The organism is Streptomyces sp. Je 1-4 4N24, from assembly GCF_026239515.1.
In the GTDB taxonomy this organism is placed as follows: Bacteria; Actinomycetota; Actinomycetes; order Streptomycetales; family Streptomycetaceae; genus Streptomyces; species Streptomyces nigrescens.
This window is the reverse complement of sequence record NZ_CP110836.1, coordinates 7142779-7156739: the sequence shown is the minus strand read 5'-3', so window position 1 is coordinate 7156739 and position 13961 is coordinate 7142779. Positions and strand designations below refer to the sequence as shown.

The window sequence follows — 13961 nt, the reverse complement described above, 5'->3', positions numbered from 1 at the left end:
CGCCTGACGGGCCGCCGGAACGCCCGGGGAGAGACCGGGATCACGGCCTCTCCCCGGCGCCCGGCATACGGGTCGTCACGCAGCGGAGGCGAACACCGGCAGATAGCCGCCGGACTGGCCGGCGGCGGTGGGGTGGTAGGACTCCAGGACGGGGAAGGTCACGCTGTGCAGCCAGGCGCTGCCGGAGCACAGCTCATGACCGGAAAAGGTGGCGTTGACATCGGCGAAGGTGAAGCCGTGGTCGGCGGCCCGCTTGGCGGTGACGCCGTTGATGTCGTCGGCGGCGGCGTTGATCGCGGTACGGGACTTCTCGGAGAGACCGGCGATGCAGCTTCCCTTGAGCTTGTAGAAGCGCGGATAGCCCAGGACCACCACCTGCGCGGCCGGGGCCTTCTGGGAGATGGCGTTGTACACCCCGTCAAGCCGGCCGGGCAGGGTGTTGGCGATGTAGGTCCTGGCCTGGGCGACCCGGGCCAGACAGGCGCTCTCACCCTGGAGCGCACAGGTGGTCATGGTGTCGGCGAATCCGGCGTCATTGCCGCCGATGGTGATGCTCACCAGGCCGGTGGAGCTGTTGAGCGGCCCGAGTTGACCGCTGAGAACATCACCCGTTCGGGCGCCCGAACAGGCGGTGAACTGGAAGGACGAGGGGGAGTGCGCGGCGGCCCAGAGGGCCGGGTAGGCCTTGGTGCTGCGCTTGCAGGAGCCGCTGGCGCTGTCGTAGCTGCCGGCTCCGACGCCGGAGGAGTAGGAGTCGCCGAGGGCCACATAGCCGGTGGCGGTGGGGAGTTGGGCGGACGCGGCGGCGCTCGCGCCGGTGAGCGCGAGCGCCGTGGTGACGAAGAAGGCGGACGTCAAGGCCGCGAATCGGGACAGTCTCATGGAACCTCCCTTAGCAGGAGCTCTGCCACATCTGTCGTAGCAAGACTCACCGCAAGCCGGAAGTGTCCATGCCAAAAGTCGTCCGCAGTTCACGGCAAATCTGCCGATCCGGGGGGATGTTCACCGCCATGTCGTTGTCTTGGCGACAGGTGCCGAGGAAGACCCGGGAGCGCCCGGATGCCTGTGTCCGTACCCGCGCCGCATTTTGACGGACCCTCGCCCCCTTGCGCGGTCAGTCCTCGGTGTGGTGCCGGCGGCGGGCGAGGCCGGGCGCGAGAAAGGCGGTGGCCGCGACGAAGACGGCCACCAGCAGGAGCACCAGCGTCGGACGGGTCCCCAGACCGAGCAGCCCGGCCCCGAGGAGACCGCCGGCGAACATCGAGGTGACCGAGAGCAGCCGGCGGCCCGCGGCATGGCTGCCGTACCCCAGCCGCCGGTCGCGCCCCACCGGTGACCCGCTGACCAGGGCCGTCATCGCCCGGGTCTCCACGGTCGTGGTGAGGTCGGGCGGGGCGGCCCGCATCGCGGTGACATTGCGCATGCCCATCGCCACCGCCATCAGGCCGATGACGACATCGCGCCGGACCGGCGGCAGCCCCGGGGACGGCCCCGACTCCCACGCCACCGCCGCGGCAGCGAACAGCAGCACCGCCTCCGTGGCCAGCGCCGCCGGGAACCACTGGTACGCCCGTGCGGCCAGGGTGGACTCCATCCGCGCCCCGAAGAGCGCGCCGAGCACAAAGGCGCCGAGCGAAATCACCGTCGTCACCACCGGGAGCCCGCCCTGCCCGGCGATACCGAAGCCGAGAAAGAGCAGATTGCCCGTCTGGGTGGCGGTGAAGACCTGACCGAGCGCCAGAAAGCTGACGGCATCGAGCATCCCGGTGACCACGGTCAGACCGACCATGACCACCGTCAGGGGGGTTCCGCTCGGCGGCTCCAACGGACGCGGCTCCTTCCGGCGGTCACCCCACCTCGCGGCACGTCGTCCCAGTCTCCGGACGGCCCGCCCGCCGGACCGTCATTGCGCCGTCTGTGGGCGGCCCGTCACCACCGCGCCCCGGGTTCGGCCGTACGGGGCTCCGGTCTTCCGGCCCCGCGCTCACCGCGGCGCCCGGTCGCGGGGAAACGCCGGGATAATCCGTGTACGTGGTGGCCCGCCGTGACGGATCATGGCGGCATGTGTGCCGATCACGTCCAGCCGTCCGCCGCCGAGGAGTCCGTTCCGCTCCGGCTGACCATGGACGACAGCGATTCGCCCGCCGATGTCGTCGATGCGCTCTTCCTGGGCCGGTTCGCCCAAGGCGAGCAGCCGTACGCCCGCAGCCGGTCCGTCGACCGGGTGCGGGCCGGACTGACCCTGCTGCCGCCCGGCGCCCGGGTCCTGCGCGCGGCGAAGGACGAGGACCGCAGCGCCACCCTCGCCGAGGGCGACGGTTTCACCCTGCTGGTCTCCCGCTGGAACCGCGGCGCCGATGTGACGGTCACCGCCGTCACCGACGAGCTGGCCGAGAAGGTGCTGGGACAGGCCGCGGACGGGGCGGAGGACGAACCGGAGCCACAGCCCGAGAACGTCCCGATGGGCTTCTGGTACTTCTCACCGCGCCGCGGCCCGCACCGGACCTCGCGGCAGATCTCGGCGGGCACCTGGGAGGAGATCCGCCCCAACTACACGGCGCCGGTGGCCGAGGCGATGGACCGGCTGATGAAGGTGGCGCCCGAGGAGATCTCCGGCCGGCTGCTGTTGCTGCACGGTCCGCCCGGTACGGGCAAGACCTCCGCGCTGCGCACCCTGGCCCGCTCCTGGCGGGACTGGTGCCAGGTGGACTGCGTCCTGGACCCGGAGCGGCTGTTCAACGATGTCGGCTATCTGATGGACATCGCGATCGGCGAGGACGACAGCACCGGCAAGGGCCGCTGGCGGCTGCTGCTCCTGGAGGACTGCGACGAGCTGATCCGCGGCGAGGCCAAGCACGCCGCGGGGCAGGCGCTGTCCCGGTTGCTCAATCTGACGGACGGTCTGCTGGGCCAGGGCCGCAACGTCCTGGTCGGGGTGACCACCAACGAGGACCTGGAGCGGATGCACCCGGCGGTGGTCCGCCCCGGCCGCTGTCTGGCCCGTATCGAGGTCGGCCCGCTGACCCGCACCGAAGCGGCACACTGGCTGGGCACGGACCAGGGCATCGGCCGCGACGGCGCCACACTCGCCGAGCTGTACGCACTACGCCGCGGCACCCGCCCCGCCTCGGTCCCGGCCCAGGACTCGGGCGCCGACGCCGGGCTTTATCTGTAGAGGCTGCCGCCGGTCCGTCCCGTACTTCACCGGCTCCCCGCTTGACCGCTCACCGGCATCGAGGCGTTGGCGCGACGTAGAGGCGTTGGCGCGGCCTACCGGTTGAGTGCTTCGCGTTGCGCCGGGCTGAGGCGGTCCGGTCTCGTGGTGAGGGTGTACGTCTGGGGCCCGACGGTGCTCAGGGCGAGGGGATCGGCGATGGCCGGTTGCCGTTGGATCGCGTCCAGGGCGGCGGTGACGCGGTCCCGGGGCCAGTCGAGCGCGGAGGCCAGTGTGCCCCGGGTGAGCGGGCGGTCGGCGTGCACGAGGGCGGCGACCACGGTCAGCGCGTCGTGCACGGCGGCTTCGGTGAGGGCGCTGCCGCTCATCTGCTCGCTGAGTCGGGCGAAGAACCGGCCCATCGTGCCGAGTCGGGCGCCGGCGGTCGTCTCGGCACCGAAGATCTCGATGCCCCGCTGTGCGGCAGCCGCGATGTCGGCGTGTGCACCGGTGTCGGCCTGCCACGCCCGGAGCCAGGCGTCGTCGTCGATGACGTACCGCTCGCGGCGCCCGCCGGGATCCGGTTGACGCCTCATCAGTTCCATCGTTTCGAGGTAGCCGATGGACTTGGACACCGACGCAGGACTGACGTGCAGCCGGCGCACCAGGTCGGCTGCCGTCAGGCCGTCGGCGTCAGCGGTGAGCAGGCACACGAACACCCGGGAGGTCATACGAGGCAGGCCGGTCGCGGCCAGCAGCGCCGCGAACCGGTCCACGAAGCCGCGCACCTCCTCGGCCGGCTGCTCGTCCGCCGCCGGCTCGGCGGGCCGGGCCGGCTTGCGCCGACGGGCACGCCGGCCGGCGACCTGCTGCGCGTGGTCGGCCACATAGTGGGCGGATGCGCCGTTGTGTGCGACCTCGCGACTGATTGTGGACGTCGGCCGGCCGAGCCGTCGGCCGATCTCGGCGTACCCGAGCCCTTCGGCCAGCCACGCCGCGATGCGTCGGCGGTCCTCGTAGGTCAGCCGGCCTCCTGGCACCGATGCCACTCCTCTCCTTGCGTTCAGCGACAGTACATTGCAACGACCCGATGGGGAAGTTGCATTCATTCGCAATCCTGTTGCAACGATGCAGTGTTCAGCGGGCATTTGCAGGCCCATTTCATTGACGCTACTTAAAACGCAACGTAGCTTTTCCTCACCCGGAAAGAGAGGATCCACGATGTACGTGATGGTCGTGTCGACGGTCTCGGACGACGGCAAGTTCTGGAGCGGGCTGAAGAAGGCACACGGCAAACTCCCCAAGGGCGCCACATGGAAGCTGGCGGTCGCGAGCCGGGACGGAGCCAAGGCGGTGAACGTCCTCACCCACGACTCCCTCGATGGCGTCCGGGACTTCTTCGAGGCACACGCCGGCGCCTACGCCACGACGGAGTACTTCGAAGCGGACGCCGCGAACGCGGTCGGTCTCCCGCGATGACGCTCGACATACCGCGGATCCAGGCCCGGGTCGCCGAACTCCTGGCGGAGTACGCCATCCCGAGCGCCGTGATCGGCGTGCTCCACGACGGAGAGCTCACCGAACTCGCGGTCGGCGTCAAGAACGTGGAAACGCGGGAGCCCGCGACGACGGACACCGTCTACCAATGTGGCTCCATGACCAAGACGTGGACCGCACTGGCTTTCATGCAACTCGTCGACGAAGGGAAAGCCGACCTCGACGAGCCGGTGCGGACGTATCTGCCCGGCTTCGCGGTGGCCGATCCCGAGGCAAGCGCAGAGGTCACCCCTCGTCACCTGCTGTACCACACCCACGGTATCGAGGAAGCCTATGGCGATCCCGGCGAAGACGAGGACGTCTATGCGCGCATGGTCGAGAACATCGCCGACGCACCCCAGGTCTTCCCACCGGGCCACACCCACGGTTACAGCGCGGCGCTGGGCTACGCCCTTCTCGCGCGGATCCTGGAGGTGCACGACGGTGCGCACTGGGACGACATCATGCGGCACCGCCTCTTCGAACCCATGGGCCTGACCAGCACGAACAGCTGGTACGCGCAGGTGGACGAAGCTCGGGCGGCGACCGGGCACCTGATCCGCTCCCTGGAGGAGGGACCCCTCGTCACACCGGTGCGCCATCTGCCACGCGCGTTCGGCCCCGGCGGAAACCTCACCTCGACCTCCCGGGAGGTGCTCGCCATGGCGCACGTTTTCCTCAACAAAGGCACGGCGCCCAACGGAAAGCGAATCGTCTCAGCCGAAAGCATTCGGGAGATGCTGAATTCGCGGGTGCCCGTACCGGATCCGTATATGTTCGGGCCGGCATGGGCGCTCGGCCTGATCGTATGTGACTGGCACGGCGAAACCGTCTACGCCAGTGACGGCAGTACGGTCGGCCAGAACGCCCGGCTACGGATCCTGCCGGACTCGAACACCGCCCTTGCACTGCTGACCAACGGGGGACCGCGGGAGACCTTCTCTCACGCGGTGTTCAACGAGATCCTGACCGACCTCGGCATGGTGACCATTCCGGACCTGCCTGCACCGGACACGACGCTGAACCTCGAACTGTCCAGGTACGAAGGCGTCTACGCGCGACCCGGCGCACGGTACGAAGTGTCAGCCGTAAACGGAAAGCTGTACCTGACCCTGTTCCTCGACCCGATACAGGCAGAATTCCTCCACAAGCCGGACCGCCTCAGATATGAGCTGCTCCCGGTGAGCGAGACCCATTTCCTGATGCCACCGGCGGATCCGTTGGAGGACACCCAGACAGTCGCGCTCTACGACTTCACGAACGGCAGCGCCCGGTATCTCCATACCAACTGCCGGGTGCACCCACGGCAAGGGTGACCACTCGGCCTGTCAACGGCTGGGGTCCGCCTTCCGGGAGTCGTCCCGGCCGAGCCGTCGCCGGGCAGCCGCGGCGGTGCTCGCCCGGCTTCTCTCCGCCCTGCGCCGCCGCCGCTGAACGCAGCTGCCCCTGCGACTACCGTGGCCTGTTCCACGGCATCGCCCGCATGATGAGCTTCGACAATCCTCCGCCGCAGCCGCGCGAGCAGATGCCGGAGGCCCGGGAAGTGGCGGCCGCGCGAAACGTGTCCGGCCGATCGGAGATTGGTGATGCCGGAAGTGACGTCCCCAGTGCACTACAAGACGGCCTGGGAGGACCCGGCCACCCGCCGGGCATGGCGCCGTACCGCAATGTTCCGGTGTGCCGCCGCGCTGGGCTGTGTACCGGCTTTCTTCGCCTGGCTGTTCGCGGTCGTCATGACGCCGGTCTGGCTGCTGGTGCTGTGGATGCCGGTGCTGTTCGTCGGCATCTGGTACGCCCTGCTCGCAGTGGCCGGGGCCGCCTCACTGCCCGGAATACGTCGAGTGCTGCGTGTCTATCCGTGGCAAGTGGGCCTCGCCGACGTCAGGTCGAAGGAGAACGGCAGCTCCCAGTTCCTCGTGCCGGACCCGGAGCGCCCGGAGAAGACCGTGGGCCTCGAGTACGGCGGGGGCATCGGGACGGGGCGGCACTTCTGGGTGCGCGCGGTGAAGTCCGGGCAGGTCACGGCGGCGTGGTTCGCCGGCGACCCCCGGTACCTGGGCGTCGTGGCGACTCCCGGGCCGCGGAACCTGCTGCGGGTCGCCCAACGGGAGGCCACGGACTGGAGGATGTCCCCCCGCAAGCGCGGTGTCGGCCCCGAGGCGCGGGCGCGGGCGCGAGCCGCCGGGGCGCGGGTCGGGGAGCACTGACACGGGGCCGGGCAACAAGGCCGGAGCCACCGCTGCCCGGCACGGCAGCTGGCCGACGGCCGCCCACGGGGCGGCTCCCCCGGAGGAGGACGCCGCCGGCACACCGACCGTGCCGGCGGCGCACCTTTCCCGTCGTGCATCACCGCGACTCACCGCGCCCTCCCCCTCGGCTTCAGCCCCACCGGCGGAAGCTGGGGCGCAGCCAGGCGCTCCCCGTCGTAGCCATGCACCTCGCCGAAGCGGGAGCCCGTCATCCAGTCCGCCCGCGCCGCCTCGATGTCCTCCTGCGACCGGCCCACGAAGTTCCACCACATCACGATCTCTTCCTCGAACGGCTCGCCGCCGAGGAGCAGCAGGCTGCTGTCGGTGTCGGCGCGCAGGGGCAACTCGCCGCGGCCGCAGCCGAGGTAGAGGAGGGCGCCGGGGGCCAGCCGGACGCCGTCGACCTCGCTCTCGCCGGAGATGGTCAGCGCCGCGTACTCGAAGTCGGGGTCGACCGGCAGGCGGGTGTCCGTGCCGGCGGTGAGGGTGAGGTCGGCGCCGACCAGCGGGGAGTAGGTGGTGCCGGGCGAGGTGGCACCGGCCAGTTCGCCGAGGATGACGGTGGCGGACAGTCCGCCGCCGTTGATCACCGGCAGGTCGGTGTGGTGCTCGAAGGACGGGGCGGTGTCGCGGTGTTCGCCGGGGAGCGCCACCCACAGCTGGGCGCCGTGCAGGAACGGGCCATGGCCGTGCGGCGACTCCTCGGAGTGGGCGATGGCCCGGCCGGACGTCATCAGACCCAGTTCCCGCGGCCGTACGGTCTGCAGGCTGCCGAGGCTGTCGCGGTGCAGCACCTCGCCCTCGTGCAGCCAGCTGACGGTCTGCAGGCCCATGTGCGGATGCGGGGGCACCTGCATCCCGGGCTCGTCGACGATGTCGTCGGGACCGTAGTGGTCGACGAAGCACCAGCCGCCGACCATGCGCCGGCCGAGGTTCGGCAGCAGTCTGCGGACGACGGTGCTCTCGCCGAGCGGTACCTGCTTGCCGGGCTGGACGTCGCGGACCGGGCCCGTACGGCCGGTGCCGCCGCACAGGCTGGGCGCGGGTCTGAGTTCGAGGTTGCTCATGGCGTCACGATAGGCACGGTCAGGTGTGCGGTCCGGGCAGGCACACGAAGCGCCGGGGGATGATGCCCCGTCATGCATACAGCTCGCGCAGCCGCACGGACAGGCAGGTCACACAGCCCTCCAGCTTCTCGAACTCGCTGATGTCCACGACAACCGGCTGATATCCCAGGTCGGCGAAGAGCTCGGCGCTGCGGGGCGCGCCGGCGGCCATCAGCAGCTTGCCGCCGCCGAGCAGCACGACATGGGCGCCGGACTCCTCGGGGACGGGCAGGAAGCGGGGGAAGGCGGCGGGGTCGTCGACCAGGGACGGGTGGCCGATCACGGTGCCGTCCGGGAGTGCGGTCACGGCGGATTTGAGGTGGAGTACGCGGCTGACCGGTACCGCGACGACGCGGGCCCCCAACGGTTCGAAGGCGGCGCGGAGTTGGCGGACGCCGTCGGCGTTGGTGCGGCCGCCGCGGCCCACGTAAACGGTGTCGCCGACCTTGAGGATGTCGCCGCCGTCCAGCGTGCCCGGCGCCCGGATCTCGTTGACGGAGCAGCCGAGGGCCTCGACGGCCGCGCGGGCGTCCGGCACCTCGGGCCGGCGCTCTCCGGCACCGGGACGGGCGAGCAGTGCGACATTGCGGAACATGACCATGGTGTCCTCGACGAAGACCGCGTCGGGGCAGTCGTCGGCGGGGGCGACCTCGGTGGTGTGCCAGCCGTGGTCGCGGAGCACCTGGACGTAGGACTCCCACTGACGCAGGGCGAGGGCGGGGTCGACCGGGCACCGGTCTATATGGGTGACCAGCCCCTCGGCGAGGCGGGGGCCGGGGCGGCGGACGAGCGCCTGTTTGCTGGGCATGCGGTTCCTTCTTTTCGGGTTCTTCGGACTCTTCGGGCTTGTCGGGCGGCGGCTCGGGGGGGGCGTGCAGTAGGGCATCGGTGTGGTGGGGCCGGCCAGGCGTCGGTGTGGTGGGGCGGGTCACGCTCCGGCGCGGCGGGGCGGGGCGGGGCGGGGTCACGTACCGGCGCGGCGGGCCGGGTCACGTACCGGCGTGGTGGGTGCCCGTCCCTGCGGGCGCGCGGTCAGGTATCGGCTCCATAGGTGGCGCGCAGGGCGTTCTCGACGGCCGTGCGGGCGGCGCGGTGGTCCAGGCCGAGGCGGCGGGCGCGGCGGGCATAGCTCTCGGCGGCCGCGGCGGCTTCCTTGTCCGCTGCCTCCCCGGCCGCCGCGATGAAGCTGCCGTTGCGGCCGCGGGTCTCGATCACACCGTCGGTCTCCAGGGCGCGGTAGGCCTTGGCGACCGTGTTGGCGGCCAGTCCGAGGTCCTCGGCGAGGCCGCGGACGGTGGGGAGTTTGTAGCCGACCGGCAGACCGCCGTCCCTGGCCTGATCCGCGATCTGGGTGCGGACCTGCTCGAACGGCGCGGCGGCCGCCGTCGGATCGATGGTGATGGTCAAGGGCTGCGGGGACACGGTGGCGCTCCTGGTGCTGGTGGTGGGGCGGGCGGATGCGCGACGGCATGTACCCCTGGGGGTCGTCCCCGGGAGGCGTGCGCGTACGCGTACCCGTCGGTGCGCGTGTTTGTCGCATCCATTGTGCGCCAGGAGCGCCTGCTGTGACGGGAGGTCTCAACCTCTCGGGAGGTCTCAACCTCTTCGGGAGATGTCCGGTGCGCCGCCGCCCTCGTCCGGTTCACCCCGTCGGCCCCGGTCCGTCGAGAACGACGGCACGGTCGGGGCCCGTCGGGTCGTAGGCGATCGCGTCGCCGGGCCGGTGCCAGTGGAGCAGGAAGCGGTGCCCCGCACGCAGCCCGTCCAGGCCGGCGCGGCAGTAGGCGACCATGTCGTCCGGCAGCGCCTCCAGCGGGAACCACGCCAACTCCGCGCACTTGTCGGGCTCGCGGTTCCACGGCTCGCCGCCCGCGCCGTACGCCGCCTCGAAGAACCAGCCGATCCGGGGCCGCGCCGGGGGCGGGGCGCAGTGCTGCATCACGAGCGCGACCCGGAGGTCCTCGGGTGCCAGCCGCAGCCCCACCTCTTCGGCGGCCTCCCGGATCATCGCCTCCCGGACGTCCTCACCGTCCTCCGCATGGCCCGAGGGCGCGTGCAACAGACCGTCCGCATAGCCGGTACCGGCCCGGCGGGCGAGCAGCACCTCGTCACCACGGCGCAACACCAGGTGGACGTCGACCACTTCGGTGTGCCGGCGGGGGAGGTCGGCGAGCAGCACATACCGCTCATCGGCCACCTCCTTGCCCCACAGCGCCGGATCGTGCGCGAGGCTCTCCACCTGGGTCCGTGCGGCCAACGGCGCGACGAGGGCGGTGACTTCGGCGGCCGGAAGACCGACCGGGTCGGCCTCGCCCCAGCGGCCCTCCACCAGCACCAGCCGGCCACCGGGGGTGAGGAGTCCGGCCCAGCGGCGCAGGGCGGCCGCGGGGTCGGGCAGGGCCCACAGCACATGGCGCACCAGAACGACATCGAACCGCCGCTCCCCCACGGGTGGTTCGGCGGCCTCACCGACCAGGAACGCGGCCTCGTGGCCCGCGAGCTTGGTGCGCGCCCGCGCGATCATGCCCGGGGAGCGGTCGATTCCCGTGACGTGATGGCCCTGCTCGGCCGCGAGCAAAGACAGGCTTCCCGTCCCGCATCCCAGGTCGAGGACGGCGGCGGGCCCGGACGGCAGCCAGGTGCGCAGCCGGGCGGCCCAGGCGGCGCGGACGGCGGGGTCACGCAGACCGTGGTCGGGCTCGTCGTCGAAGGAGGCGGCGGCCGCTTCCCAGTAGGCGGCGTCGGCGGTCGGCAGCGGTGATTCCCCCTGGCCGGCAGGTGGGTTGAGGGGTTCCGGCGAGGGCTGAGGGGACGGGTCGGCGGGCGCGTCGGTGCTCATGTGCCGATGGTGACAGCCCCCACTGACAACGGCGTCAGATGCGCCTTCCGGGCCTGCTGCGCGGGCGGCGGGGCCGGGCTCCGGGAAGAGCGCCCGGCCAGGGTGAGGGGGTACCGTGGAAAAGGCCGGTCGTGTGCGACGGCGCCGCCGGGAGAGAGCGCCCGTCGCATGGTGGGACCGGCATTGGACCGGTCATATGAGTGCCTCCCAGAGCAGCCGTCTCTCCGGAGACGGCGTCTTCGACCTCACGCGGACGGCCGTGGTGATGGCCGATCGCGCGGGGGTGGCGCAGGGCTGGACGAAGGGCGCCGAGCGGCTTTTCGGCTATGCGGTGTCCGAGGCCGTCGGCCGGCCCCTGGCGGAGCTGTTCGCGGGGGTGGCCCCCGGGGCGTCGCAGGACAACAGGTGGGAGTCCCGGCTGGCGGCGGCGGACGGCTGGAGCGGGCTGGAGGCCGTACGGCACAAGGACGGTCACCGGCTCGACCTGGAGTTCCGCGTGCTGCCGGTGCTGGACGCCACAGAGCGCTCCACACGTCTCGTCCTCGCCGCCGAGATGACCCGGACGCCCTGGTCAGGAGCGAGCCGCTCGTTCCTGGAGGGCATTCTCGGCATGTCACCGATCGGCGTGGCCATGGTGAACGCCGATCTGGAGTTCGTGTGGCTGAACGACGCCTTGGAGCGGATGGGCGGTACCAGCCGCGAGCAGCGCCTCGGGAAGCGTCTGGCGGACATCCAGCCGGGTCTCGCCGTGGAAGCCCTCGAAGCCGAGATGCGCAAGGTGCTGAGCACCGGTACCCCCTCGGTCGGCTACGAGTACCTGGGACGCCCGCAGTCCGATCCGGAGCGGGAGCACGCCTACTCCACCTCGTTCTTTCGCCTGGAGGACGAAGCCGGTCAGGTACTGGGCGTCTGCTACATGGTCCTGGACGTCACGGAAAGTTACCGGGCCCGCCAGCGGATGGCGCTGCTGAACAAGGCCAGTGAACGCATCGGCAGGTCCCTGGACGTCTGGCAGACCGCGCAGGAACTCGCCGATGCGGCGGTTCCGGATCTCGCCGACTTCGTCACCGTCGATCTCCTCGATGCGCTGCTCTGCGGGGAGGAGCCGACGCACGGCCCGGTCGATGCCGCGGATCTGGTCACCATGCGCCGCGCCGGACAGCAGTCTGTACGTGAGGGCTGCCCCGAGGCGGTGGTGGCGGTCGGGGAGGCGACCGCCTATCCCCCGTCGGCGCCCGTCGTGCTGAGTCTCGTCGAGGGCAATTCCGCGCTGTTCCAGACGCTGGATCTCGCCGCCGGCGGCTGGGCGGCCGACGATCCGGTCCGGGCGGCGCACCTGCGGGAGCTGGGCTTTCACTCGCTGATGGTGGTGCCGCTGCGGGCGCGGGGGGTCTTCCTGGGGGCGGCCACCTTCGCCCGCTGGCAGCACACCGGGCCGTTCCAGCCCGACGACCTGGTGCTCGCCGAGGAATTCGTCACCCGCGCCGCGATCTCCATCGACAACGCCCGCCGTTACACCCGCGAGCACAACGCGGCCCTCACCCTCCAGCACAGCCTGCTGCCGCACGATCTGCCCGAGCAGTGCGCGGTGGAAGCCGCCTACCGCTATCTGCCGGCCGACTCGTCCAGCGGTGTCGGCGGCGACTGGTTCGATGTGATTCCGCTGTCCGGCGCCCGGGTCGCGCTGGTGGTGGGCGATGTCGTCGGCCACGGGGTGCATGCCGCGGCCACCATGGGGCGGCTGCGGGCCGCGGTGCAGGCGCTCGCCGACCTGGACCTGTCCCCGGAAGAGGTGCTGGCACACCTGGACGACATGCTCAACCGGGTCGCCCACGACGCGAACGCCGACGACGGGGTCATCGGCGCCACCTGCCTGTACGCGGTCTACGACCCGGTCGGCTGCCGCTGCACGCTGGCCCGTGCCGGTCACCCCGCGCCGCTGCTGATCAGCCCCACGGGCAACGGCCGGCTGCTGGAGCTGCCGACCGGACCGCCGCTGGGGCTGGGCGGGATGCCCTTCGAATCCGTCGAACTGCCGTTGCCGGAAGGCAGTCTGCTGGCTCTCTACACCAACGGTCTGCTGCTGGGGAAGGCCCTCGATCTCGAAGGGGGGATCACCAGGCTGCGTACCGCTCTGGCCGCTCCGCAGGCCCCGCTGGAGGACCTCTGCGACACGGTGATCGGCGGTCTGCCGGGCGGACGGCCGGTCGATGACGTGGCGCTGCTGCTGGCACGTACGAGGGCTCTGGCGCCGGCACAGCTCGCGACCTGGGAGATCCCCGCCGATCCGTCCGCGGTCGGCCAGGCCCGCAGGTCAGCGGCCGGCCGGCTGGCGGAGTGGGATCTGGAGGAGCTCGAATTCTCCACCGAGCTGATCGTCAGCGAACTGGTCACCAACGCCATCCGGCACGCCTCCGGCCCGATCAGCCTGCGGATGATCCTGGCGCGGGCACTGATCTGCGAGGTGTCGGACAGCAGCAGCACCTCGCCGCACCTCCGCCATGCGCGGACCACCGACGAGGGGGGCCGGGGGCTGTTCCTCATCGCCCGGTACGCCGAGCGCTGGGGCACCCGTTACACCCCTCAGGGAAAGATCATCTGGGCCGAGCAGCCACTCCGGTCGGCTGCCGGGGCCGGACCGGCGAACGACTTGAGCGCGTTCCTCGACGACCTCGACGACCCGGCCGCCCCCTTCACCGGCACGGAAGGCCGCTGAGCACCGGAGGCCGCTGAGGCCAACTCCCGCCGCGGGCAAGGACGAAGACGGCACGCGGCGGCCGCGCCGGCTGCCCCACGGGACGGCCGGACCGCCGTTACGGGCGGCGCCCACCGCCCGGCGATGCCCGTTTCCTCCCCGCCTGTATGAGCCCCCGCTTAGGCCCGTCTTAACGGCACCATAAGGATCTCCAGGATCGCCCTTCAGCCCTCAAATCCGCTGTTCAGCGCGGCTAGCGTGCTTCTCGCAAGGCGGGTCGCGGACCGTCGGCGCCGGTCACCGGGGGCGACGCCGGCGGCTGCGTCCCGACCCCCCACCGCTCTCCCTCCCCCGCTCGACGCACTTGATGAAGGAGACCCCC

The 13961-nt window shown here is 71.4% G+C and carries 12 protein-coding genes; 5 read left to right on the top strand and 7 right to left on the bottom strand.

Annotated elements, in window-relative coordinates:
* Positions 1–75: 75 nt before the first annotated feature.
* Positions 76–882, bottom strand: a complete 807-nt coding sequence (locus SLV14N_RS31220) for an SGNH/GDSL hydrolase family protein (protein WP_263271956.1) — start codon at positions 880–882, stop codon at positions 76–78.
* 232 nt (positions 883–1114) lie between these two features.
* Entirely contained in the window at positions 1115–1825 is a 711-nt protein-coding gene (locus tag SLV14N_RS31215; protein ID WP_208685511.1) for a YoaK family protein, read from the bottom strand.
* 237 nt (positions 1826–2062) lie between these two features.
* Between SLV14N_RS31215 and SLV14N_RS31210 the strand changes: the two genes are divergently transcribed.
* Positions 2063–3175, top strand: a complete 1113-nt coding sequence (locus SLV14N_RS31210; protein ID WP_263271955.1) for a DUF5925 domain-containing protein — start codon at positions 2063–2065, stop codon at positions 3173–3175.
* 95 nt (positions 3176–3270) lie between these two features.
* Here SLV14N_RS31210 and SLV14N_RS31205 read toward each other — a convergent pair whose 3' ends face one another.
* Entirely contained in the window at positions 3271–4179 is a 909-nt protein-coding gene (locus SLV14N_RS31205) for a GbsR/MarR family transcriptional regulator (protein WP_263273333.1), read from the bottom strand.
* A 196-nt stretch (positions 4180–4375) separates the two neighbouring features.
* Here SLV14N_RS31205 and SLV14N_RS31200 point away from each other — a divergent pair, with 196 nt between their 5' ends.
* From SLV14N_RS31200 to SLV14N_RS31190, 3 genes are all read left to right on the top strand, one after another.
* On the top strand, positions 4376–4633 hold the full coding sequence (locus SLV14N_RS31200; protein ID WP_263271954.1) for a hypothetical protein: 258 nt from the start codon (positions 4376–4378) through the stop codon (positions 4631–4633).
* Positions 4630–6006 carry a serine hydrolase gene (locus SLV14N_RS31195; protein WP_263271953.1) on the top strand — a complete coding sequence of 459 codons (1377 nt, stop codon included), beginning with the start codon at positions 4630–4632 and terminating at the stop codon, positions 6004–6006. Before SLV14N_RS31200 ends, SLV14N_RS31195 begins: the two co-directional genes overlap by 4 nt.
* A 279-nt stretch (positions 6007–6285) precedes the next feature.
* The gene (locus tag SLV14N_RS31190) at positions 6286–6897 is read left to right on the top strand and encodes a hypothetical protein (RefSeq protein ID WP_259670568.1); all 612 of its coding nucleotides are present in this window, start codon (positions 6286–6288) and stop codon (positions 6895–6897) included.
* A 149-nt stretch (positions 6898–7046) separates the two neighbouring features.
* Here SLV14N_RS31190 and SLV14N_RS31185 read toward each other — a convergent pair whose 3' ends face one another.
* The 4 genes from SLV14N_RS31185 to SLV14N_RS31170 all read right to left on the bottom strand — a co-directional run bounded on the left by SLV14N_RS31185 (position 7047) and on the right by SLV14N_RS31170 (position 10884).
* Positions 7047–8006: a pirin family protein gene (locus SLV14N_RS31185; RefSeq protein ID WP_263271951.1), complete on the bottom strand. Its 960-nt coding sequence runs from the start codon at positions 8004–8006 to the stop codon at positions 7047–7049.
* A gap of 70 nt (positions 8007–8076) precedes the next feature.
* Positions 8077–8853, bottom strand: a complete 777-nt coding sequence (gene ddaH / locus SLV14N_RS31180) for a dimethylargininase (protein ID WP_263271950.1) — start codon at positions 8851–8853, stop codon at positions 8077–8079.
* A gap of 224 nt (positions 8854–9077) precedes the next feature.
* Entirely contained in the window at positions 9078–9467 is a 390-nt protein-coding gene (locus SLV14N_RS31175) for a GntR family transcriptional regulator (RefSeq protein ID WP_208685494.1), read from the bottom strand.
* 220 nt (positions 9468–9687) lie between these two features.
* Positions 9688–10884 (bottom strand): methyltransferase domain-containing protein, encoded by a 1197-nt coding sequence (locus SLV14N_RS31170; RefSeq protein ID WP_263271949.1) that lies wholly within the window; start codon positions 10882–10884, stop codon positions 9688–9690.
* A 196-nt stretch (positions 10885–11080) separates the two neighbouring features.
* Between SLV14N_RS31170 and SLV14N_RS31165 the strand changes: the two genes are divergently transcribed.
* Entirely contained in the window at positions 11081–13600 is a 2520-nt protein-coding gene (locus SLV14N_RS31165; protein WP_263271948.1) for a SpoIIE family protein phosphatase, read from the top strand.
* Positions 13601–13961: the final 361 nt, after the last annotated feature.

Excerpts from the sequence above, each read along its gene's own strand:
- SLV14N_RS31220 (WP_263271956.1), bottom strand. The coding sequence starts at position 882 with ATGAGACTGTCCCGATTCGCGGCCTTGACGTCCGCCTTCTTCGTCACC.
- SLV14N_RS31210 (WP_263271955.1), top strand. The coding sequence starts at position 2,063 with ATGTGTGCCGATCACGTCCAGCCGTCCGCCGCCGAGGAGTCCGTTCCG.
- SLV14N_RS31200 (WP_263271954.1), top strand. The coding sequence starts at position 4,376 with ATGTACGTGATGGTCGTGTCGACGGTCTCGGACGACGGCAAGTTCTGG.
- SLV14N_RS31195 (WP_263271953.1), top strand. The coding sequence starts at position 4,630 with ATGACGCTCGACATACCGCGGATCCAGGCCCGGGTCGCCGAACTCCTG.
- SLV14N_RS31185 (WP_263271951.1), bottom strand. The coding sequence starts at position 8,006 with ATGAGCAACCTCGAACTCAGACCCGCGCCCAGCCTGTGCGGCGGCACC.
- ddaH (WP_263271950.1), bottom strand. The coding sequence starts at position 8,853 with ATGCCCAGCAAACAGGCGCTCGTCCGCCGCCCCGGCCCCCGCCTCGCC.
- SLV14N_RS31170 (WP_263271949.1), bottom strand. The coding sequence starts at position 10,884 with ATGAGCACCGACGCGCCCGCCGACCCGTCCCCTCAGCCCTCGCCGGAA.
- SLV14N_RS31165 (WP_263271948.1), top strand. The coding sequence starts at position 11,081 with ATGAGTGCCTCCCAGAGCAGCCGTCTCTCCGGAGACGGCGTCTTCGAC.